The organism is Streptomyces sp. NPDC031554 (genome assembly GCF_055580685.1).
On record NZ_JBVIKX010000003.1, the window covers coordinates 66,638 to 87,317 of the forward strand.

19 protein-coding genes are annotated in these 20,680 nt (G+C 71.8%); 7 read left to right on the forward strand and 12 right to left on the reverse strand.

Going from position 1 to position 20,680, the window contains the following annotated elements; translation table 11 throughout:
* Positions 1-83: 83 nt before the first annotated feature.
* The 4 genes from hpt to dacB form a co-directional block, all read right to left on the reverse strand.
* Positions 84-644 carry a hypoxanthine phosphoribosyltransferase gene (gene hpt / locus ACZ5FU_RS08985; RefSeq protein WP_363092831.1) on the reverse strand — a complete coding sequence of 187 codons (561 nt, stop codon included), beginning with the start codon at positions 642-644 and terminating at the stop codon, positions 84-86.
* A gap of 51 nt (positions 645-695) precedes the next feature.
* Positions 696-1,736 carry a tRNA lysidine(34) synthetase TilS gene (gene tilS, locus ACZ5FU_RS08990; RefSeq protein WP_451528335.1) on the reverse strand — a complete coding sequence of 347 codons (1,041 nt, stop codon included), beginning with the start codon at positions 1,734-1,736 and terminating at the stop codon, positions 696-698.
* Positions 1,737-1,943: 207 nt separating this feature from the next.
* Positions 1,944-3,065 (reverse strand): zinc-dependent metalloprotease, encoded by a 1,122-nt coding sequence (locus ACZ5FU_RS08995; RefSeq protein WP_451528334.1) that lies wholly within the window; start codon positions 3,063-3,065, stop codon positions 1,944-1,946.
* 157 nt (positions 3,066-3,222) lie between these two features.
* Complete coding sequence (dacB, locus tag ACZ5FU_RS09000; protein WP_469045120.1) at positions 3,223-4,860, reverse strand: D-alanyl-D-alanine carboxypeptidase/D-alanyl-D-alanine endopeptidase; 1,638 nt, start codon at positions 4,858-4,860, stop codon at positions 3,223-3,225.
* A 79-nt stretch (positions 4,861-4,939) separates the two neighbouring features.
* On the opposite strand from dacB, the gene ACZ5FU_RS09005 reads away from it, so the two are divergent.
* Positions 4,940-5,431: an inorganic diphosphatase gene (locus ACZ5FU_RS09005; protein WP_007452023.1), complete on the forward strand. Its 492-nt coding sequence runs from the start codon at positions 4,940-4,942 to the stop codon at positions 5,429-5,431.
* 222 nt (positions 5,432-5,653) lie between these two features.
* Complete coding sequence (locus ACZ5FU_RS09010) at positions 5,654-7,315, forward strand: threonine/serine exporter family protein (RefSeq protein ID WP_469045121.1); 1,662 nt, start codon at positions 5,654-5,656, stop codon at positions 7,313-7,315.
* Positions 7,316-7,357: 42 nt separating this feature from the next.
* On the opposite strand, the gene ACZ5FU_RS09015 is transcribed toward ACZ5FU_RS09010, so the two are convergent.
* Positions 7,358-8,335 carry a DedA family protein gene (locus tag ACZ5FU_RS09015; RefSeq protein WP_469045122.1) on the reverse strand — a complete coding sequence of 326 codons (978 nt, stop codon included), beginning with the start codon at positions 8,333-8,335 and terminating at the stop codon, positions 7,358-7,360.
* Between the two features lie 158 nt (positions 8,336-8,493).
* Between ACZ5FU_RS09015 and ACZ5FU_RS09020 the strand changes: the two genes are divergently transcribed.
* Positions 8,494-8,859, forward strand: coding sequence for a YbjQ family protein (locus tag ACZ5FU_RS09020; RefSeq protein WP_451528330.1), 366 nt, complete (start codon positions 8,494-8,496; stop codon positions 8,857-8,859).
* Between the two features lie 14 nt (positions 8,860-8,873).
* Here ACZ5FU_RS09020 and ACZ5FU_RS09025 read toward each other — a convergent pair whose 3' ends face one another.
* On the reverse strand, positions 8,874-9,638 hold the full coding sequence (locus ACZ5FU_RS09025; RefSeq protein ID WP_451780271.1) for a MerR family transcriptional regulator: 765 nt from the start codon (positions 9,636-9,638) through the stop codon (positions 8,874-8,876).
* A gap of 170 nt (positions 9,639-9,808) precedes the next feature.
* Between ACZ5FU_RS09025 and ACZ5FU_RS09030 the strand changes: the two genes are divergently transcribed.
* Both ACZ5FU_RS09030 and ACZ5FU_RS09035 read left to right on the forward strand, forming a co-directional pair.
* On the forward strand, positions 9,809-11,092 hold the full coding sequence (locus ACZ5FU_RS09030; RefSeq protein WP_468642613.1) for an ion channel protein: 1,284 nt from the start codon (positions 9,809-9,811) through the stop codon (positions 11,090-11,092).
* Positions 11,093-11,263: 171 nt separating this feature from the next.
* Positions 11,264-12,664 (forward strand): glutamate decarboxylase, encoded by a 1,401-nt coding sequence (locus ACZ5FU_RS09035; RefSeq protein WP_469045123.1) that lies wholly within the window; start codon positions 11,264-11,266, stop codon positions 12,662-12,664.
* 1 nt (position 12,665) lies between these two features.
* Here the strand turns inward: ACZ5FU_RS09035 and ACZ5FU_RS09040 are convergent, their stop codons facing one another.
* From ACZ5FU_RS09040 to ACZ5FU_RS09060, 5 genes are all read right to left on the reverse strand, one after another.
* Complete coding sequence (locus ACZ5FU_RS09040; protein ID WP_468642609.1) at positions 12,666-13,424, reverse strand: ABC transporter permease; 759 nt, start codon at positions 13,422-13,424, stop codon at positions 12,666-12,668.
* Positions 13,421-14,377 carry an ATP-binding cassette domain-containing protein gene (locus ACZ5FU_RS09045; RefSeq protein ID WP_451528325.1) on the reverse strand — a complete coding sequence of 319 codons (957 nt, stop codon included), beginning with the start codon at positions 14,375-14,377 and terminating at the stop codon, positions 13,421-13,423. Before ACZ5FU_RS09045 ends, ACZ5FU_RS09040 begins: the two co-directional genes overlap by 4 nt.
* Positions 14,378-14,460: 83 nt before the next feature.
* Entirely contained in the window at positions 14,461-15,102 is a 642-nt protein-coding gene (locus ACZ5FU_RS09050; protein WP_451528324.1) for a PadR family transcriptional regulator, read from the reverse strand.
* 175 nt (positions 15,103-15,277) lie between these two features.
* Positions 15,278-16,738 carry an aldehyde dehydrogenase family protein gene (locus ACZ5FU_RS09055; RefSeq protein WP_451528323.1) on the reverse strand — a complete coding sequence of 487 codons (1,461 nt, stop codon included), beginning with the start codon at positions 16,736-16,738 and terminating at the stop codon, positions 15,278-15,280.
* A gap of 187 nt (positions 16,739-16,925) precedes the next feature.
* Complete coding sequence (locus ACZ5FU_RS09060; RefSeq protein WP_469045265.1) at positions 16,926-17,750, reverse strand: helix-turn-helix domain-containing protein; 825 nt, start codon at positions 17,748-17,750, stop codon at positions 16,926-16,928.
* Positions 17,751-18,124: 374 nt separating this feature from the next.
* Between ACZ5FU_RS09060 and ACZ5FU_RS09065 the strand changes: the two genes are divergently transcribed.
* On the forward strand, positions 18,125-18,607 hold the full coding sequence (locus ACZ5FU_RS09065) for an ATP-binding protein (protein ID WP_451780263.1): 483 nt from the start codon (positions 18,125-18,127) through the stop codon (positions 18,605-18,607).
* A 96-nt stretch (positions 18,608-18,703) separates the two neighbouring features.
* Here the strand turns inward: ACZ5FU_RS09065 and ACZ5FU_RS09070 are convergent, their stop codons facing one another.
* On the reverse strand, positions 18,704-18,964 hold the full coding sequence (locus tag ACZ5FU_RS09070; RefSeq protein ID WP_451528321.1) for a DUF397 domain-containing protein: 261 nt from the start codon (positions 18,962-18,964) through the stop codon (positions 18,704-18,706).
* Between the two features lie 1,101 nt (positions 18,965-20,065).
* On the opposite strand from ACZ5FU_RS09070, the gene ACZ5FU_RS09075 reads away from it, so the two are divergent.
* The gene (locus ACZ5FU_RS09075) at positions 20,066-20,665 is read left to right on the forward strand and encodes a hypothetical protein (RefSeq protein ID WP_469045124.1); all 600 of its coding nucleotides are present in this window, start codon (positions 20,066-20,068) and stop codon (positions 20,663-20,665) included.
* Positions 20,666-20,680 lie beyond the last annotated feature (15 nt).

A 20,680-nucleotide genomic window follows, 5' to 3' on the forward strand; every position in this document is an offset into this window, starting at 1 on the left:
AGTCTGGCGAACCCGTCTGCATGCTCCAACGGCGCGGAACCCGCTGGGGTTCCCGATCGTCCTACACAGGACGCTCCAGTGGCTCAGCCGCCGTAGACGTGGGGCGCGAGCGTACCGACGAACGGCAGGTTGCGGTACTTCTCGGCGTAGTCGAGCCCGTACCCCACGACGAACTCGTTGGGGATGTCGAATCCGACCCACTCCACGTCGATCGCGACCTTGGCCGCCTCCGGCTTGCGCAGCAGCGTGCACACCTTGAGGGAGGCGGGCTCGCGCGAGCCGAGGTTGGACAGCAGCCAGGACAGGGTCAGTCCGGAGTCGATGATGTCCTCGACGATCAGGACGTGCTTGCCCTTGATGTCGGTGTCGAGGTCCTTGAGGATCCGCACCACACCGGAGGACTGGGTGCCCGCCCCGTAGGAGGACACCGCCATCCAGTCCATCGTGACGGGGGTGGACAGCGCCCGCGCGAGGTCGGCCATGACCATCACCGCGCCCTTGAGGACACCGACGATGAGCAGGTCCTTGCCCGCGTACTCCGTGTCGATCTTCGCAGCCAGCTCCGCCAGCTTGGCGTCGATCTCTTCCTTGGTGATGAGCACCGTCTTGAGGTCGGCACCCATGTCTTTCGCGTCCACCCGCATCACTTTCGGTCGTCCCACCGGCCACCGCCCCTCCGGGCGGAGGGTCACGATTCAGCCTTGCCGAATCACCAGTCTGCCACCCTGCCGCTGGGCGACGACTTTGCCGGGGAGATTGATGGCCCCCTGGCCGCGCCAGCCGGTGATCAGCCGGTCGATCTCCTCGATGTGCCGGGCGAAGAGGGAACCGGCCGGGGCACCCGCCTCAATGGCGGCACGGCGCAGGATGCGGCGGCGGACGGCGGGCGGCAGGGCGTAGAGCTTGGCGCACTCCAGCAGACCGGCGTTGTCCCGGACGGTGGCCTCGGCCTGGCCGGCCCAGGCGTCGAGGGCGTCGGCGTCGTCACGGGAGAGCTGGGCCGTACGGGCGAGCGCCTCGACGACGCCCTTGCCCAGGGCCTTCTCCAGGGCGGGCAGACCCTCGTGGCGGAGCCGGGAGCGGGTGTAGGCCGGGTCGGCGTTGTGCGGGTCGTCCCAGACGGGGAGGGACTGGGCCATGCAGGCCTTGCGGGCGGTCTGCCGGTCGAGCTGGAGGAAGGGCCGGCGGTAACGGCCGCCGGTCCCCGAGACCGCGGCCATCCCGGAGAGGGAGCGGATGCCCGAGCCGCGGGCGAGGCCGAGCAGGACGGTCTCGGCCTGGTCGTCGCGGGTGTGGCCGAGCAGGACCGCGGCGGCGCCGTGGCGGTCGGCGGCGGCGTCGAGGGCGGCGTAGCGGGCGTCCCGGGCGGCGGCCTCGGGGCCGCCCTCGCGGCCGACGGTGACGGCGGCGGACTCCACCGGGTCGAGACCCAGTTCGCGCAGGCGCAGGACGACCTCGTCGGCGCGCAGGTCGGAGCCCGGCTGGAGGCCGTGGTCGACGGTGACGCCACCGGCGCGGACGCCGAGCCGGGGAGCCTCGAAGGCGAGGGCCGAGGCGAGCGCCATGGAGTCGGCGCCGCCGGAGCAGGCCACCAGCACGAGCGGCGAGGGCGGGCGCTCGTGCGGAAGGGTGTCAGGAGTGCCGGGGGGGACGGTGCTGTGGTGGTCGGTGAGGATGTCGTGGAGGACGCGGCGGACCGCCAGGCGTATCGCCGCGACCGCAGGATGGGGACCCATGTCCGGTTCCCTTCATGAAATTTTCGGGTGATGAGCCCGAGGTCGGTCACGCAGAGTGTGTAGATGGTGACAGAACCGGGCCGTTCTCCGAGCATTGCACGCCTGATGGGGACTCACGGTCCCTCGGACGGGTGATTGCGGAGGCGTTCTCCTGCCGTCGGCCGGTTTTCGGTTCCCGTCCGCCGCCGTCCTCGCCGGCTCAGCGGTTCAGGACTCCGGCTTGCGGTGCACCCGGGCGACCCAGTCCGCCGGACGGGCGATCTCGGCCTTGGTGGGGAGGGTGTTGGGGGAGGTCCACACCCGGTTGAAGCCGTCCATGCCGACCTGGTCGACGACGGCCCGCACGAAACGCTCGCCGTCCTTGTACTGCCGGAGCTTGGCGTCCAGGCCGAGCAGCTTGCGCAGCGCCATGTCCAGCCGTGAGGCGCCCTTGGCGCGGCGCTGCTGGAACTTCTCGCGGATCTCGGCGACGGTCGGCACGACGTCCGGGCCCACCCCGTCCATCACGAAGTCGGCGTGGCCCTCCAGGAGGGACATCACGGCGGTGAGCCGGGCGAGGACCTCCCGCTGGGCGGGGCTCTGGACCAGTTCGACCAGGGAGCGGCCGCCGTCGTCCTCCTCCCCCTCGGGACGCCCGCCGACGAGGGACTGGGCCGCGTCCCTGATCCGCTCCAGGAACGTCATGGGGTCGACGTCCGTCTCCGCCAGGAACGACTGGATCTCGCCCTCCAGGTGGTCGCGGAGCCAGGGCACCGCGGAGAACTGCGTGCGGTGCGTCTCCTCGTGCAGGCACACCCAGAGGCGGAAGTCGTGAGGGCTCACGTCGAGTTCGCGTTCGACGTGCACGATGTTGGGCGCGACGAGGAGCAGCCGGCCACCGCCGTCGGCGCCCGCGGGCAGTTCACGGGTGGCGGGGGCGAAGGTCTCGTACTGGCCGAGGACGCGGGAGGACAGGAACGACAGCAGCATGCCGAGTTCGACGCCGGTGACCTTGCCGCCGACAGCGCCGAAGACCGCGCTGCCGCTGCGGCGCCCCTCCATCTTGTCGAGGAGGGGCTTGAGGATCTCCCGGAAGCCGGCCACGTTGGCCCGGATCCAGCCGGGACGGTCGACGACCAGGACCGGCGTGTCGTGCGTCTCCTCGGTGCCCAGCCGGGTGAAGCCCCGGACGTGCCCTTCCGAGACCTTGGCGTGCCGACGCAGTTCCGCGACGACGGCGCGGGCCTCGTCGCGGCTGACCTCCGGGCCGGGCCGTACGAGGCGGGTCGCGGTCGCGACCGCGAGGTTCCAGTCGACCATCCCGGAAGAGGCACCACCGATGCTCGTCATGCGTCAACCGTACGTGAGGGGTGGCGCCGCGGGCAGGGCGTAGGGCGGGAGTGGGGGATGCCTCGGGGTCGGGGTGGGGGCGGCGTCCGGGTCGGCGTGGCCCTCGCTCGGGGGCGGGGTGGGGGGGTGCGCGGCCGGACGCCGGGCGGGTCCGGCCTCAGCCGCAGCCGCAGGCCGCCAGCGCCGTGGCGGCTCGGTCCAGGGCCGCCTGCGCCGAGGCCGGGTCGGTGGTGTTCGCGGTGAGGACGGCGAAGGCCAGCAGGTGGCCGTCGCGGTCGACGACCGTGCCGGCGAGGGTGTTGACCCCGGTCAGGGTGCCGGTCTTGGCGCGGACGAGACCGGCCGCGCCGTCCGTGTAGCGGGTGCTGAGGGTGCCGGTGAAGCCGGCGACGGGCAGGCCGGTGAGAACGGGGCGGAGGCCGGGGCGGGCGGGGTCGCCGGCCTTGGCGAGGAGCGCGGTCAGGAGGTTCGCGGTCAGGCGGTCGTCGCGGTCCAGGCCGCTGCCGTCCCTGAAGTCGACGCCGTCCAGCGGCAGCCCGAGCCGTCCCAGCTGGGCGCGGATCGCCTGGCCTCCGCCGGCGAAGTCGGCGCGCACGCCGGTCGCGAGGGCGGTCTGGCGGGCCAGGGCCTCGGCGATGTCGTTGTCGCTGTTGGTCAGCATCCGCTCGACGAGGGAGGCGAGCGGGGGCGAGACGACCGTGGCCAGCGCTTCCGCGCGCGCGGAGGCCTTCGACGGGCCGGGCGCGGACGTCTTGATCCCGTACGCCTCCAGGAAGTCCGCGAATTTCCTCGTCGCGTCCGCCGCCGGGTCGGGCACGCGGGTCGCCGGGCCTCTCGTCGAGCCGTCCGTGCGTCCCTCGTCGGCGATCAGGGCGGTGACCCGGGCCAGGTTCGGGTTGACTCCGATCGGGTGAACTTCGGTGCCGGCGTACAGGGTGGTGTCGTACGACAGCGTCGCCCGGGTGATGCCACGTTTCTTCAGGGCCGTGGCCGTGGAGGCGGCCAGGGTGCGCAGGTCGGCCCCTCCCTCGGGGTTCTCACGGGTGGTGAGGGTGGGGTCGCCGCCGCCGACGAGGACGACCTCCTCGGTGCCGGGCTCCAGGGCGGTGCGGGTGGTGAGGCGGTGGTCGGCGCCGAGTGCGGCGAGCGCGGCGACCGCGGTGGCGATCTTCGTGGTGGAGGCCGGGGTCAGCGCCTCGTCGGCCCCGCTGCCGTAGAGCCGCTCACCGGTGGTCACGTCGACGACGGCGGCCGTACGACGGGTGCCGAGGGCCGGGTCGGCGAGGAGCGGGCCGAGGACGCGGGTGAGGGCGGCCGAGCCGGGGGCCGACTTCACCTCGGTCGTCGCGCCGCCGAGGCCGGTCAGGACGGACGCGGCGCTGGGCGCGGGCCGCGGCGCCCCGGCCTCGGTGCCGGACGCTCCGGTTCCGCGGCCGTGATCTGCGCCACCCGCTCGCGCCAGTGCGGCGGCCCGGTCCCGCTCGGCCGTACGCTGACCGGAGGAGTCCCAGGGACCGGCGGCGGCGGCCACGCCGACGGCCAGGGCCAGTCCGGCGGTCGTCGCCCCCGCGGCGTACTGCCAGGTCCGGCCGGGCCCCGGCCTCGTCATCCGCGTGAGCTGCGGTTTCGCCGCCCGTCCGAGCCGTGCGACCCGCGGCCCGGCGACCGCGGTCACGCGCGCGAGACGTGGCCGTACGGCCCCTGCGACCCGCGCCAGACGCGGTCGTACGGCGTCCGCGGCCCGCACCACATGCGGTCTCGCGGCCCGCCAAGGCCTCAGCTCGGGCACGATCACCAGCCCCTTTCGCGATCACACACCTGCGTGAGGGACACTTAATCACCAGAACTATGTGCTGATCATGGAGGAGTCACCGGTGGAGTTCGACGTCACGATCGAGATCCCGAAGGGTTCGCGGAACAAGTACGAGGTGGACCACGAGACCGGTCGGATCCGCCTGGACCGTCGACTCTTCACCTCGACCGCCTACCCGACCGACTACGGCTTCGTCGAGAACACCCTCGGCGAGGACGGCGACCCGCTGGACGCGCTGGTCATCCTGGACGAGCCGACCTTCCCGGGTTGCCTCATCCGCTGCCGCGCGATCGGCATGTTCCGCATGACCGACGAGGCCGGCGGCGACGACAAGCTGCTGTGCGTCCCCTCGACCGACCCGCGCGTGGAGCACCTGCGGGACATCCACCACGTGTCGGAGTTCGACCGCCTGGAGATCCAGCACTTCTTCGAGGTCTACAAGGACCTGGAGCCCGGCAAGTCCGTCGAGGGCGCCGACTGGGTGGGCCGCACCGACGCCGAGGCCGAGATCGAGCGGTCGTACAAGCGCTTCAAGGACCAGGGCGGTCACTGAGCCGCTCGGCCTCGAGGGGCCGTGGAGGGCCGCACGCACGCGTGCGGCCCTCCGGCATGTCGGGCGCGCATGTCGGCAAGCCCGCTTCCCTGGGCATACGTCAGTGGGCACCCGTCGGTACGCACATGTCGGTACGCGTACGTCGCGGCACGTACGTCGAGGCACGTACGTCGGTGCGCATACTGAGGTCTACGGAATGTGTCGTTCAGGGAGCGTTGCCCAGTGACGGAGGCGGAGGACCGCAAGCCGCAGTCGGACGAGGCGAAGGGCACGTTCGATCCGGAGATCACCTCCGAGTTCGCCCTCCCGCGGGGGCTGGCCGTCCCCAGGGGCGGGGGCGAGTCGGAGACGACGTCGGAGTTCGCCGTTCCGGCGGGCCTGGGCGTCGTGCCGCCGGCCGGCGGCGAGTCCGAGGGGTCGGCGTTCAGTCCGCCGAGGACGTACAGCTCGGGGCATGCCCCGCCCGCCTTCACCCCTGCCGAGGGCTTTCCCGTGGTCAGTCTGACCAAGGACGTGCCCTGGCAGGACCGGATGCGGACGATGCTGCGCATGCCGGTGGCCGAGCGTCCCGCGCCGGAACCGCCGCCCAAGGCGGAGGAGGGCGGCCCGGCCGTCCCGCGCGTGCTCGACCTGACGCTGCGCATCGGGGAGCTGCTGCTGGCGGGCGGGGAGGGCGCCGAGGACGTGGAGGCCGCGATGTTCGCGGTCTGCCGCTCCTACGGGCTCGACCGCTGCGAACCGAACGTCACCTTCACCCTGCTGTCGATCTCCTACCAGCCCTCCCTGGTCGAGGACCCCGTGACGGCCTCACGGACCGTGCGGCGCCGGGGCACCGACTACACCCGGCTGGCGGCCGTCTTCCACCTCGTCGACGACCTCAGCGACCCCGAGACGCACATCTCCCTGGAGGAGGCGTACCGGCGGCTCGCCGAGATGCGGCGCAACCGGCACCCGTATCCGACCTGGGTGCTGACCTCGGCGAGCGGGCTGCTGGCGGGCGCCGCCTCGGTGCTCGTCGGCGGCGATCTGATCGTGTTCGTGGCGGCGGCGGTCGGCGCGATGCTCGGCGACCGGCTGGCGTGGCTGTGCGCCGGGCGCGGGCTGCCGGAGTTCTACCAGTTCCTGGTGGCCGCGATGCCGCCCGCCGCGATCGGCATCGCGCTGACGCTCGGGCACGTCGACGTGAAGGCGTCCGCCGTCATCACCGGCGGGCTGTTCGCTCTGCTGCCCGGGCGGGCGCTGGTGGCGGGCGTCCAGGACGGTCTGACGGGCTTCTACATCACCGCCGCCGCCCGTCTGCTGGAGGTCATGTACTTCTTCGTCGGCATCGTCGTCGGCGTGCTGGTCATGCTCTACCTCGGCGTGCAGCTGGGCGCCCATCTCAACCCCGACGCCTACCTGGGCATCACCAAGCGGCCGCTGTTGCAGATCGGCGCGTCGATGCTGCTGTCGCTGACCTTCGCGGTCCTGCTCCAGCAGGAACGGTCCACCGTGCTGGCCGTGACGCTGAACGGGGGCGTCGCCTGGTCGGTGTACGGCGCGATGCACTACGCCGGCGACATCTCGCCGGTGGCCTCCACCGCCGTCGCGGCGGGGGTGGTCGGGCTGTTCGGGCAGCTGCTGTCGCGCTACCGGTTCGCCTCGGCACTGCCCTACACGACCGCGGCGATCGGGCCCCTGCTGCCCGGTTCGGCCACGTACTTCGGGCTGCTGGCCATCGCGCAGAACGAGGTGGACGCGGGGCTGGTCTCCCTGACCAAGGCGGCCGCGTTGGCGATGGCCATCGCCATCGGTGTGAACCTGGGGTCGGAGATCTCGCGGTTGTTCCTGCGGATCGGGTCCGCGGAGAAGCGGCGGGCCGCCAAGCGGACACGGGGGTTCTGACGCCGGACCCGGCCTCGGAATCCCCGCGACCGCGGCCGGGCCTCAGTAGCCCTGGTTGTGCGGGTACTGGCCGTTCTGCTGCTGGGGCTGGGACTGCCAGTCCTGCTGGGGGTACTGCTGTTGCTGCGGGTACTGCTGCTGGGGGTACTGCTGCGGGTACTGCTGGCCGTAGTGGTCGGGCTGGTACTCGTCCTGGTACTGGTGCCGGTTCTGCTCGCCGCCCTGGTACTGGTTCCCGGCCTGGTAATGGTTCCCGCCCTGGTCGCCGCCCTGGTCGCCGTACGGGTCGTGGTCCTCGATGCGGCGGAGTCGGGTGGTGGCGTCGTCCATGACCGGGGCCTGGGCCTGGGCCGGGGCCGGGGCCGACTGGGCGGAGGGCTCGGCCTGCGGGGGGTTCTTCTTGGACTGGGAGCGCGCCCGGAGGAACTCGATGATGATCGGGACCACCGAGAGGAGGACGATCAGGAGCAGGATCGGCTCGATGTTCTTCTTGACGAAGTCGATGTTGCCCAGCCAGGAACCGAGCAGGGTCACGCCCGCACCCCACAGGACGCCGCCGAGGACGTTGAAGATCAGGAAGGAGCGGTACCGCATGCCGCTGACGCCGGCGATGATCGGCGTGAACGTGCGCACGATGGGCACGAAGCGGGCCAGGACCAGCGACTTGGGGCCGTACTTCTCGAAGAACTCGTGCGCCTTGGTGACGTTCTCCTGCTTGAAGAGGCGGGAGTCCGGGCGGGTGAACAGGGACGGGCCCACCTTCTTGCCGAACATGTAGCCCGCCTGGTCGCCCAGGATCGCGGCGACGCAGATCAGGGCGATCGCCCCCCACAGCGGGAAGTCCAGCTGGTTCGACGTGATCAGCAGACCGGCCGTGAACAGCAGCGAGTCACCCGGCAGGAAGAAGCCGATGAGCAGGCCCGACTCCGCGAAGACGATGAGCAGCAGCCCCCAGATGCCGAAGCTGTCCAGCAGGTAGTCGGGGTCCAGCCAGCTCGGTCCGAGGGCAAGGGTCGTCACGGTTCCGGGCTCCTGACGGGGGTGAGGGAGTTCAGCGTCCTTCTACGGCCGCACAAAGCTATCAACGTCATGTGTACGCCCCAGGTTCCACGGGGGTCCCCAGGTTCCACGGGGGTCCCCAGGATGCACTGTGAGCCCGCCCGCGCAAACCTGTGAGCATGGGCATCGAGGATTACGGCGGCGGCCAGGGGCCCCGGCCGGACGTACTGGTCGTCACCACCAACGACGTACCCGGGCACCGGGTCGAGCAGGTCATCGGTGAGGTCTTCGGGCTGACGGTGCGCTCGCGGCACCTCGGGAGCCAGATCGGGGCCGGACTGAAGTCGGTGATCGGCGGCGAGCTGAAGGGCCTCACCAAAACGCTCGTGGAGACCCGCAACCAGGCCATGGACCGGCTCGTGGAGCAGGCACGCGCGCGTGGCGCCAACGCCGTGCTCGCGTTCCGCTTCGACGTCACGGAGGCGGCCGACGTGGGCACCGAGGTGTGCGCGTACGGGACGGCGGTGATCGTGGCCCGGGAGTGACCCCGGGCCGGGACCTACGCGGGCGTGTGCCGGGCCGCGTTGGCGGTGATCGCCTCCTCCAGGTGTGCGGCGAGGCCCGGACGGACGGAGTCGTAGAAGGCCTTGAACCGCTCGTCGGCGACGTACATCCCGCCCAGGGAGCGGTGGAACTCGTAGGAGCACTCGTAGAACCAGCGGTCGATGTGCCGCCGGTGTTCCTCGGCCATGTCCATGGCCCGCTCGCCGGTGGGCGGCTCACCGGCCGCCATGAGCGCGTCGTAGCGGCCGCTCCAGTCCGCCGCCTCCGCCTGCATGCGCCGCCAGTCGTCCTTGGTCCAGCGGGCGGCCCGGCGCTGCGACTCCGCGTACGCCCCGGTGCCGCCCCAGCGTCGCTCGGCCTCCTCGGCGTACTGTTCGGGGTCCTTGTCCCCGAAGACCTCGAAGCGTTCCTCGGGGGTCAGGTCGATGCCCATCTCACGTGCCTCCATGGCGTGTTCCACGGCCGCGGCCATCTTCTGCAGCTGCTCGATGCGGGCGGTCAGCAGGTCGAGCCGGCGGCGCAGGTGCGCGCGCGGGTCCGCCTCCGGATCGTCGAGCAGGGCGGCGACCTCGTCGAGCGGGAAACCGAGCTCCCGGTAGAACAGGATCCGCTGCAGCCGGTCGAGGTCGGCGTCGCTGTAGCGCCGGTGGCCCGCGGGGCTGCGCTCACTCGGGAGGAGCAGGCCGATGCCGTCGTAGTGGTGCAGGGCGCGCACCGTCACCCCGGCGAAGCCGGCGACCTGCCCTACGGAGTAGCTCACTTTTCCCCGCTCCCTTCTGGGTTCGCCCCCCACGGTGGGCCCTCACGCGACGTGAGGTGCAAGCCCGTCCGCCTTTTCTGCCGGTTCCTTCCGGTTCCTGCCGGCGGTGTCCTTCCCCCGGCGGCCACCTCCCCCGGGCGGCGCCCCTTTTGTCCGCATATCGTGAGCCCGTGGCTCAGGACACCGCGCGGCAGGCGCCTCCCCCTCCGGTGAGATCCGCGCGGGCGTTGCTGCCCTCGATCCCGCCCGCCCTGGTCGTCGGTGTGCTGGCGAGCCTGCTCCTGCTGCTGGTGAGCGGGCTGGCCGGGCAGTTGCAGGACGTGCTGTGGGAGAGCCTGCCGGACGCCCTGGGGGTGGGCCGCTACTCGGTGCTGTGGATGCTCGTCGTCCTGACGGCCACCGGTGTCGCGGTCGGCCTGGTGGTGTGGAAGGTGCCGGGGCACGCGGGTCCCGATCCGACGACCACCGGCCTGGAGGCCCCCGTGCTGCCGCCCGTGGTGCTGCCGGGGCTGCTGCTGGCCACCATGCTGATGCTGGCGGGCGGCCCGAGCCTCGGCCCGGAGAACCCGATCATCGCGGTGAACGTGGGGCTGGCGTACTGGCTGGGCAGCCGGCTGCTGCCGCGGGCGCCGGGCCGGGTGTGGCCGGTGCTGGCGGAGGCCGGGACGATCGGGGCGCTGTTCGGCACCCCGGTCGCGGCGGCGCTGCTGATCTCCGAGGCGCTGGCCGGACGGCAGACCGAGGGGGCGCTGTGGGACAACGTCTTCGCGCCGCTCGTCGCGGCCGCGGCCGGCTCGATGACGACGACCCTCCTGGCCCGGCCGAGCTTCGACCTCGGACTGCCGCCGTTCGGGCAGCCCGACTGGGGCGACCTGCTGTCGGCGATGGTGATCGCCTCGGTGGGCGCGCTGCTCGGCATGGCCGCCGTGCGCGCCTTCCCGTACGTCCACGCCGTGTTCGCGCGGCTGCGGCACCCCATGCTGGCGCTGCCGGCCGGCGGGGTCGTGCTGGGGCTGCTGGCGGCCCTGGGCGGACACCTGACGCTCTTCAAGGGGCTGGACGAGGTCGGTGACCTGGCCCACGACCCCGAAGGCTGGACGGCCGGGGAGTTCGCCACGATGACGGTGGTGAAGCTGGCCGCGCTGCTCGTCGCCACGTCCTGCGGCTTCCGCGGCGGACGGATCTTCCCCGCGGTGTTCGTGGGCTCCGCCCTCGGACTGACCGCTCACGCCCTCGTGTCCGCCGTGCACCCCGCGGTGGGAGTCGCGACGGGTGTGCTGGGGGTGCTCCTCGCCCTCACCCGGCAGGGCTGGGTGAGCCTGTTCGTCGCCGCCGTCCTGGTCTCCTCCCCCTCGGTCATCGCGCTGCTGTGCATCGCCTCGCTGCCGGCCTGGCTGCTGGTGACCGGCAGGCCGCAGATGCGGCTGCGGGAGGACGGGACGGCGATCCGGTGAACCGATCAGGCCCTTCGATCCGATGAACGAGCGGGGAAGGCACCGGCGTCGGTGCCGCCCCCGCACTCTCGCCCCCGCCCCCGACCGCGGCCCACCAGTCGCTGACCCCGAGCACCGAGCACCGAGCACCGAGCACCGAGCACCGAGCACCGAGCACCGAAGGAGAATTCCATGGCCCTGCACAAAGGCCCCGCCAAGTCCGACGAGCGCTCCCTGTCCGTGAACCCCTTCTACGGCGAGGCGAATCCGGTCGGCGGCATGACCGAGGCGCCGCCCCAGCACCGGCTGCCGGACGACCCGACGCCGCCCTCCACGGCGTACCAGCTGGTGCACGACGAGCTGATGCTGGACGGCAACTCGCGGCTGAACCTGGCCACCTTCGTCACCACGTGGATGGAGCCGCAGGCCGGGGTGCTGATGGCGGAGTGCCGCGACAAGAACATGATCGACAAGGACGAGTACCCGCGCACCGCGGAGCTGGAGCGCCGCTGCGTGGCCATGCTCGCCGACCTGTGGAACGCGCCCGACCCGTCGGCGGCCGTGGGCTGCTCGACGACCGGGTCGAGCGAGGCGTGCATGCTCGCCGGGATGGCCCTCAAGCGGCGGTGGAGCAGACGCACCACCGACCCGACCGCCCGGCCGAACCTGGTCATGGGGGTCAACGTCCAGGTCTGCTGGGAGAAGTTCTGCACCTTCTGGGAGGTGGAGGCCCGCCTGGTGCCCATGGAGGGCGAGCGCTTCCACCTGGACCCGCAGGCCGCCGCCGACCTGTGCGACGAGAACACCATCGGGGTCGTCGGCATCCTCGGCTCCACCTTCGACGGGTCCTACGAGCCGATCGCCGAGCTGTGCGCGGCCCTGGACGCCCTCCAGGAGCGGACCGGCGTGGACGTGCCGATGCACGTCGACGGGGCGTCCGGCGCGATGATCGCACCCTTCCTGGACGAGGACCTCGTGTGGGACTTCCGTCTGGCGCGCGTGGCGTCGATCAACACCTCCGGGCACAAGTACGGTCTGGTCTACCCCGGTGTCGGCTGGGCCCTGTGGCGCGACAAGGACGCCCTGCCCGAGGAACTGGTCTTCCGCGTCAACTACCTGGGCGGCGACATGCCGACCTTCGCGCTGAACTTCTCGCGGCCCGGCGCCCAGGTCGTCGCGCAGTACTACACGTTCCTGCGGCTGGGCCGCTCGGGTTACCGGGCCGTGCAGCGGTCCACGCGGGACGTCGCCCGGGAGCTGGCCGACCGGGTGGAGGCGCTCGGCGACTTCCGGCTGCTGACCCGGGGCGACCAGCTGCCCGTCTTCGCCTTCACCACGGCCCCGGGCGTCGAGTCGTACGACGTCTTCGACGTCTCCCGGCGGCTGCGCGAGCACGGCTGGCTGGTGCCGGCGTACACCTTCCCGCCGAACCGCGAGGATCTGTCCGTCGTGCGGATCGTGTGCCGCAACGGTTTCTCGTCGGACCTGGCCGACCTGTTCGTCGACGACCTGACACGGCTGCTCCCGGAGCTGCGCCGGCAGCCGCACCCGCAGACCCGGGACAAGGGGGCGGCCACCGGCTTCCACCACTGAGTCAGCGGTTCATGCCCCCGAACCTGCGCACGGCCGACGGGAAGAAGACGGCGAGCAGCACCAGTGGCCAGACGACGGCCGGCCAGAGGTCGTCGGTCGACCCCGCCGGGCCGAACAGGTCGCGCACGGCGGTCGCCGTCCTGGACATCGGGTTCCACTCGACGACCGTGCCGAGCCAGCCGGGCATGGACGCGGGGGTGGCGATGGCGTTGGAGAGGAAACCGACCGGCCAGACGAGGATCTGCACGGCCTGGACCATCTCCGGCTTCCCGGCCACCAGTGCCAGCAGGATGCCGATCCACAGCATCGCGAAGCGGAACAGCAGGAGGAGTCCCACGGCGCCCAGGAAGGCACCGGCACCGCCCTGGGCGCGCCAGCCGAGCGCGTACCCGACACCGAGCAGCACCACGAGGCCCAGCGCCGACTGCAGCATGTCGGCGGCCGCGCGGCCGACCAGGACCGCTCCGTCGGCCATCGGCATCGAGCGGAAGCGGTCGATGACGCCCTTGTCGAGGTCCTGGGTGACGGCGAGCATCGTGCTCTCCAGGCCGAAGGCCATGGTGAGCGCGAGCATGCCGGGCATCAGGTAGTCGAGGTAGTCGCCGTCGACCTCGCGGCCGCCGCCGACCAGATAGGAGAACATCAGCAGCAGCATCACCGGGAAGACGAACCCGACGGCCAGCCGGCCCGGCTGCCGTGCCCAGTGGGCGAGTTCGCGCCGGGTCATGGTCCAGGAATCGGTCAGCGCGTACGTGCTCACACGGCCTCCTTCGTACGGTCGTCCTGCCCGGTCAGGTGCAGGAACACCTCGTCCAGCGTGGGGCGGCGCAGGACCACGTCCTCGGCCTGGAGGCCGGCCTCCTCCAGGGCGCGGACGACGGCGGAGAGGGCGGCCATGCGGTCGGTGACCGGGGCGCTGAGCAGCCTGCGGTCGGGATCGACGGTGATCTCCTCCGCGGCCATGGGCAGCAGGGCGAGCGCCGCGCCCAGCAGGCCCGCGTCCCGCAGGACGACGTCGATGCGGTCGCCGCCGGTGAGCGCCTTCAGTTCGTCCGCGGTGCCGTCGGCGACGACCCGGCCCCGGTCCACGACCGAGATGCGGTCGGCGAGCTGGTCGGCCTCCTCCAGGTACTGGGTGGTGAGCACGACCGTCGTGCCGCCGTCGACCAGGGAACGGACCGCGGACCACACCTCGGCGCGGCCGCGCGGGTCGAGGCCGGTGGTCGGTTCGTCCAGGAACAGCACCTCCGGTTCGGTGATCAGGGAGGCGGCGAGATCCAGGCGGCGCCGCATGCCGCCGCTGTAGGCGCGCACCGGCTTGCGGCCGGTGTCTCCGAGCTCGAAGCGCTCCAGCAGTTCGTCCGCGCGCGTCCGCGCGCGGCGGGCTCCCAGGTGGTGGAGGCGGCCGAAGAGTTCCAGGTTCTGACGGCCGCCCAGCCCCTCGTCCAGTGCCGCGTGCTGGCCGAGCAGGCCGATGCGCAGGCGGACCTCGCGGGCCCGGCGCACCACGTCGTACCCGGCCACCTCGACCCGGCCCGAGTCGGGCCGCAGCAGCGTGGACAGGATCCTGACCAGCGTCGTCTTGCCGGCGCCGTTGGGGCCGAGCACTCCGTGGACCGTGCCGCGGGCCACGGCGAGGCCGAGCCCGTCCAGTGCCTGCCGGTCGCCGTACCTCTTGCGTACGTCCTCGACGACGATCGCCGCGTCGGTCATGTGACGAGCCCCCGCAATCTCTCGCTAGTCAAGCTTGACTACCACGTCAACGTAACGCACCCGGTCACACTCGTCAAACTTGATCAGAGACTGTCCCCGGGGTGCCGCTCCCCCGTCGCGTACGGGTTCCCTTCGCCGTCCGCGAGGACGCCGAAGAACGGCTCGCCCTCACCGGAGAACGTGTACGCCCCGCCCTCGATCCGCGCGATCAGGCCCAGGGTCCACCGCGCCTCGGCGTCCGCCGTGTGGATCCAGAAGTTCATGATCTCGCCGATGTGCCCGAGCTGCTCCGGGCCCTGTTCGGGCACGTAGTGCTCGGTGACGGCCGAGCGCCACTCCTCGATGCGCCGGATCCGCTCCTTCAGCAGCGCCACCGCCTCGGCGCGCGGCAGGTCCACCATGAAGCCGATGGCGGCCGACTTGACGTCCGTCTTCTGGTCGTAGGCGGTCAGCGACTCGCGCACCAGCCGGAAGTACTCCTCGGTGCCCCGCTCGGTCATCTCGTACTCGGTGCGGGGCGGGCCGCCGACGGTGGACGGGGCGATCTCGTGCGCGTGCAGCAGTCCCTGCTTCGCCATCTGCTTCAGGGCGTGGTAGATCGAGCCCGGCTTGGCGGTGGACCACTCGTGGGCGCCCCAGTACTCCAGGTCGTTGCGCACCTGGTAGCCGTGGGCCCGCCCGTGCTGGCGCACCGAGCCCAGCACGAGGAGACGGATCGCTGACATGGCGTCCAGACTAGGCCGCCCGCGACCGGCCGGGGGAACCGGCGGACCCCGGGGAGAGGTCGGCCGGACCCCGGGGAGGGACCGGCAGCGGCCGGGAGACGGCTCCCGGCACGCCGGAAGGACGGCTCGCGGCATGCCGGGAGGAGAACGAGGAGGGTGCGGGGGGTGAGGAGGTCTAGAAGGGGAAGCCGCTGCGCCCGTGCTGCACCGAGATCCACTTCGTCGTCGTGAAGGCCTCCAGGGTCGTCTCCCCGTTGAGGCGGCCGACGCCGGAGTTCTTCTCGCCGCCGAACGGCACGATCGGCTCGTCGTGCACCGTGGCGTCGTTGACGTGGAACATCCCGGTGACGATCCGCTGGGCGAAGGCGACGCCCCGCTCGATGTCACCGGTGTGGACGGCTCCGCTGAGCCCGTAGGGGGTGTCGTTGACGAGGCGTACGGCCTCTTCCTCGCCGTCGAAGGTGTTGAGGAAGACGACCGGTCCGAAGACCTCCTGCTGGAGCAGGGCGGAGTCGGTGGGCAGGCCGCTCAGCACGGAGGGCTCGACGAGGTTGCCGGTCGTCGTCCCGTGCAGGAGGGCGGTCGCGCCCTCGCCGACGGCCTGTTCGACGACGCCGGAGAGGGCCTCCGCCTGCGAGGAGTTGATGACGGGGCCGATGAGGGTCTGCGGGTCGCGCGGATCGCCGGCCTTGAGGGTCCTCACCTTGGCGACGAACTTCTCGGTGAACTCGTCGGCGAGCGAGCGGTCGACCAGGATGCGGTTGGCGGCCATGCAGACCTGGCCCTGGTGGACGAAGCGGCTGAAGACGGCGGCGTCGACCGCGTAGTCCACGTCGGCGTCGTCGAGGACGACGAAAGCGCTGTTGCCGCCGAGCTCGATGATGGACCGCTTGAAGTGCGAGGCGGCGACGGTGGCGACGTGCCGGCCGACCTTGTCGGAGCCGGTGAAGGAGATGACCCGCGGGACGGGGTGCTCCAGGAAGGCGTCGCCGATCTCGGCGATGTCGGTGACGACGACGTTCAGCAGGCCCGGGGGCAGACCCGCGTCCTCGAAGAGCCTGGCGATGACGGTACCGCCGGCGATCGGGGTGTTCTGGTGCGGCTTGAGCACCACGCCGTTGCCGAGGGCCAGCGCGGGGGCGACCGACTTCAGCGACAGCAGGAAGGGCACGTTGAAGGGGCTGATCACGCCCACGACGCCGACCGGCTCGCGGTAGACGCGGTTCTCCTTGCCGTCGATCGGCGAGGGGATGATCCGGCCCTCGGGGCGCAGCGACAGGTGGATCGACTCGCGCAGGAACTCCTTGGCCAGGTGGAGTTCGAAGGCGGCCTTGCCGAACGTGCCGCCGGCCTCGGCGACGAGGATCTCGCTGATCTCCGCCTCACGCTCCTCCACCAGCCGCAGCACCTTCTCGAAGACCGAGCGGCGGGCGTAGGCGTTGGTCGCGGCCCACTCCTTCTGGGCGCGGGCGGCGGCGCGGTAGGCCTCGTCGACCTCGTCGACGGTGGCTATCGTGATCGACGCGAGCTTCTCGCCGTCGTAGGGGTTGAAGTCGATGATGTCCCAGGACCCCGTCCCCGGACGCCACTTACCGTCGATGTACTGCTGGGCCAGGTCCGTGAAGTACGACGACATGTGATCCCTCAATCCCCTGCTGCCACCGGCCGCGATCGGCACAACGATCTGATCACACGTCATCGTATGTGTGTTTCAAGGGAGTTGGGGTCACAGTCGGCCACTCGCGGGGCTTCCCGAGGGGAAACCCCCGGCGCGCGTCGCCGGACCCCGCGGGGTCCGGCGCGATCCGGACGGACGACGGGCTCTAGGAGAGCTGGAGCAGCCCGCGCAGCAGGTCCCTGCTCGCGTCGGGGCCGGGGCTGTCCTGCTGGAGTTCCTTCAGCGCCTGTTCGTACTGGGCGACGTCCTCGCGCTTGTCCAGGTAGAGGGCGCTGGTGAGCTGCTCCAGGTAGACGACGTCCGACAGGTCGGGATCCGGAAAGCTCAGGATGGTGAAGGCGCCGGACTCGCCGGAGTGGCCGCCGAAACTGAACGGCATGACCTGCAGCCGCACGTTGGGGCGTTCGGAGATCTCGATCAGGTGCTGGAGCTGCTCGCGCATCACCTCGCGACCGCCGTACGGCCGCCGCAGGGCCGCCTCGTCGAGGACGATGTGGAAGCCGGGGGCGTTCTCGGCGACGAGGTACTTCTGCCGCTCCAGGCGCAGGGCCACGCGCCGGTCGACGTCGGCCGCGCTCGCGCCCTTCATCCCGCGCCGCACGACCGCGGTCGCGTACGCCTCGGTCTGGAGCAGACCGTGCACGAACTGCACCTCGTAGGCCCGGATCAGGGCGGCGGCGCCCTCCAGGCCGACGTAGGTGGGGAACCAGTTGGGCAGGACGTCGGAGTAGCTGTGCCACCAGCCGGCCACGTTGGCCTCGCGGGCGAGGCCGACGAGCGCCTGGCGCTCGGCGTCGTCCGAGATGCCGTACAGCGTCAACAGGTCTTCCACGTCACGTGTCTTGAAGCTCACCCGGCCCAGCTCCATCCGGCTGATCTTCGACTCCGACGCCCGGATCGAATATCCCGCCGCCTCGCGCGTGATGCCACGGGCTTCACGCAGTCGCCGTAGTTGCGAGCCGAGCAGCATCCGCCGCACCACCGATCCGGGCTCTCCCGCGCTCACGTTCGCCAGCCTCCCCAACCGTCCTCAGGGCCCGCAGTCTGCCACTAAAACACTTCGAGCAGTACTCGGCCGATTACAGAGATGGAAAAAAGCCAAAGGGTACCCCCGGTGCGAGGGCGGGAAGGGTGGGGAGAAACCGAGGGAAGTGCCCGCGAGCTGCGAGAAGATGGCGGAAAAAATGGCCAAGAAGCGGTACGGGCAGGTCCATTTCGGTCACGTGCACGTGCATCTGCCCTTGCATCTGCCCTTCGCATCGGAAACCATGGTCCCGCGCCACCGCTGCATCGCAACGACCGCGAATCCCGGGAGTGCCTCGCATGGGGACGAATGGATCGACCATGCTCGAGCCGTTACGGCAGGGCCTTCCGCCGCTCGACCCCGCGGCCGTGTCCGACGCGGCCTCCTGTGCTCTGCCGACCCGCCTCGAAGCGGTGCGCGAGGCGCGGCGGTTCACCAGGAGAACCCTCGGCCAGTGGGAAGTGGGCGAGCGGTCCGACGACATATGTCTGGTCGTCTCGGAACTGGTGACCAACGCCCTGCGGCACGGGATGGCGCCGGACGCCGCTCCGGGAGTGCCCGAGCGGCGGTCGCTCGTGCGGCTGCACCTGCTGCGGTGGACCGGGCGGCTGGTGTGCGCGGTGCGCGACCCCAGCCGGGACAGCCCCTTGCCGGGTGAGGTGGACGACTGCGCGGCGGAGTCGGGACGCGGACTGTTCCTCGTCGACTCCTTCACCGAGGGATGGGGCTGGCAACCCCTCTCCCCGAACCTGGGCGGCAAGGTCGTCTGGGCGCTGTTCCGGCTGCACGAACCCGCCGGCTGACGAACCGCGGTGCCTTCCGGTGCCGCGGTTCTACGCGCGTCGTAGCCCTTTGTGCACCGATTCGTCCGGCGCGTCGCACGCCGGGGCCGACCGTCGTCAGCCGACGATCAGGTGGTCGAACTCGCCGTCCTTGATGCCCAGCAGCATCGCCTCGATCTCGGCCCGCGTGTAGACGAGCGCGGGACCGTCCGGGAAGCGCGAGTTGCGCACGGCCACTTCCCCGCCGGGCAGCCGCGCGAACTCGACGCACGACCCCTGGCTGTTGCTGTGCCGGCTCTTCTGCCAGGCAACCCCGTACAAGTGTGTGGCCGCCATGCCGTTGTACACGTCGTGCCCCCCGTCAACGTCGTGGTCCACAGGTCGCTCCCTGATGGTGCACTGGCTCGTGTGGCCATAGATGCCATGGTCAACTGTTCCGGATCATAGCCCCGTTCACATGCGCCTGCATGAGCAGATGCACGTGCACGGGCGGTGCCCATGTGGTTACAGCTGTGACGCCCGCTTTACCGGGCCCGGACAGTTCTGGGGCTTGTTCCCGCGTCTGCCCCGCGCCCCGTTCCGCATGCGCCACCGGTGCCTTCGGGTGCTCCGCGGCAGCGCGGGCACGAGAGGTGGTCGAGAGGTGGTACGGATCGAACCACTCGTGCACAGGAAGAGACGCACCGGGTGCCTCCGGTGTTCCGTCGTCCCGGCCGCTGTTCGGCGGAGCGGCTCCGGAGCGGGCCGCGAAGGACGGCCGGATCATTCCCGCCTGGGCGGACGCGGGTCGTCCGCTCGGCCCGCCGGCCGGCCCGCGGGTCCCGTCCGGCGGCTCCGGCGTCGGAGCCGCGGAAGCCGTCGCGCCGCCGGGCCTCCGACCGCGAACAGGCCGGGGCCCCGGCCTCCGGATCCCCCGCGCGAGACGGTCTCGCCCCGGCGGCGACGCGGGCGTCGTTCCCAGGGGTGAGGGCCGGCACCTCTCCGGCGGGTCTGCGAAGGGGGCCGGCCGACGGACGTCCGGACGGCGCGCCCGCCGGCCAGACGGGACGCCCGGCGCACCTCCCGTCGGCCGAACGGCGATCGGGCCGTACGGCGGCAGGGGGAGCCGTCGTACGACGGTGGCCGGGATACGCCGGGGTGCCGGCGGGTGCCGTACGGCAGGGTGCGGGCGCCTGACGGGCGCGGCGCGCCGACCGCCCTCGTCAGGTCGCGGTGGCGCGTCACGCCGCCGGGGACATCGGCGGGCAGCCGCCCTCCGACCGTCACCGCCGGCAGGCTCCTACCGGTCCCCGGCCTCCTCGGGTCCCTTGCGGGGCGGGCGCGGGTTTCCCGGCGAAGGTGAGGTGAGGGCGGGGCGGGCCCCGTTCCCTCCGGGGCGGGCTCCCTTGTTTCCCGGCTGGTAGCTTGCTGCCGGTCCTTCCGGTTCTCACCGGTTCCTCCGGTCGACCCGGCCGTCCGGCTACAGCTTGGGAGCCCGCAGTGACTTCGGCGAACTTCTCGCGCCCCTCGCCCACCCCGCGTCCCGCGCGCGGGACCTCCCGCCGGAGGGTGCGGGCCGCCGCCGCGGCCGGTGCGCTGGCCGGTGCGCTGGCGGGTGCGCTCGCGTTGACCGCGTGCAGCGACGACGGCGGGTCCGGCGGCTCCGGGAGCTCGTCCCCGGCCACCCCGAGTGCCACGTCCGGCACGTCCGGCACGGGTGGCACGTCCGGCACGGGTGGCACGGGTGGCACGGGTGGCGGCGGTACGGGCGGTTCGGTGACGGCCGCCGGTGAGCTGGAGGGCAGCTGGCTCACCACCGCGGACGGCCGGGCCGTCGCCCTGATCGTCACCGGTCGGCAGGCCGCCCTCTTCGCGACCGGCGGCACCGTGTGCAGCGGGAGCGCCGGCAAGGAGTCGGACATGACGATGATCCGGCTCACCTGCCCGAGCGGGAAGAAGGACCGGACGACCGGCATGGTCGGCTCCGTCGACGGCGAGAGTCTCGAGATCACCTGGGACGGGGCGGCCGGCGAGGAGACGTACACCAGGGCGGAGGGTGGACAGTGGCCGTCCGGACTGCCGACGGCCGGTCCGGGATAGCCGAGCGGTCACCGG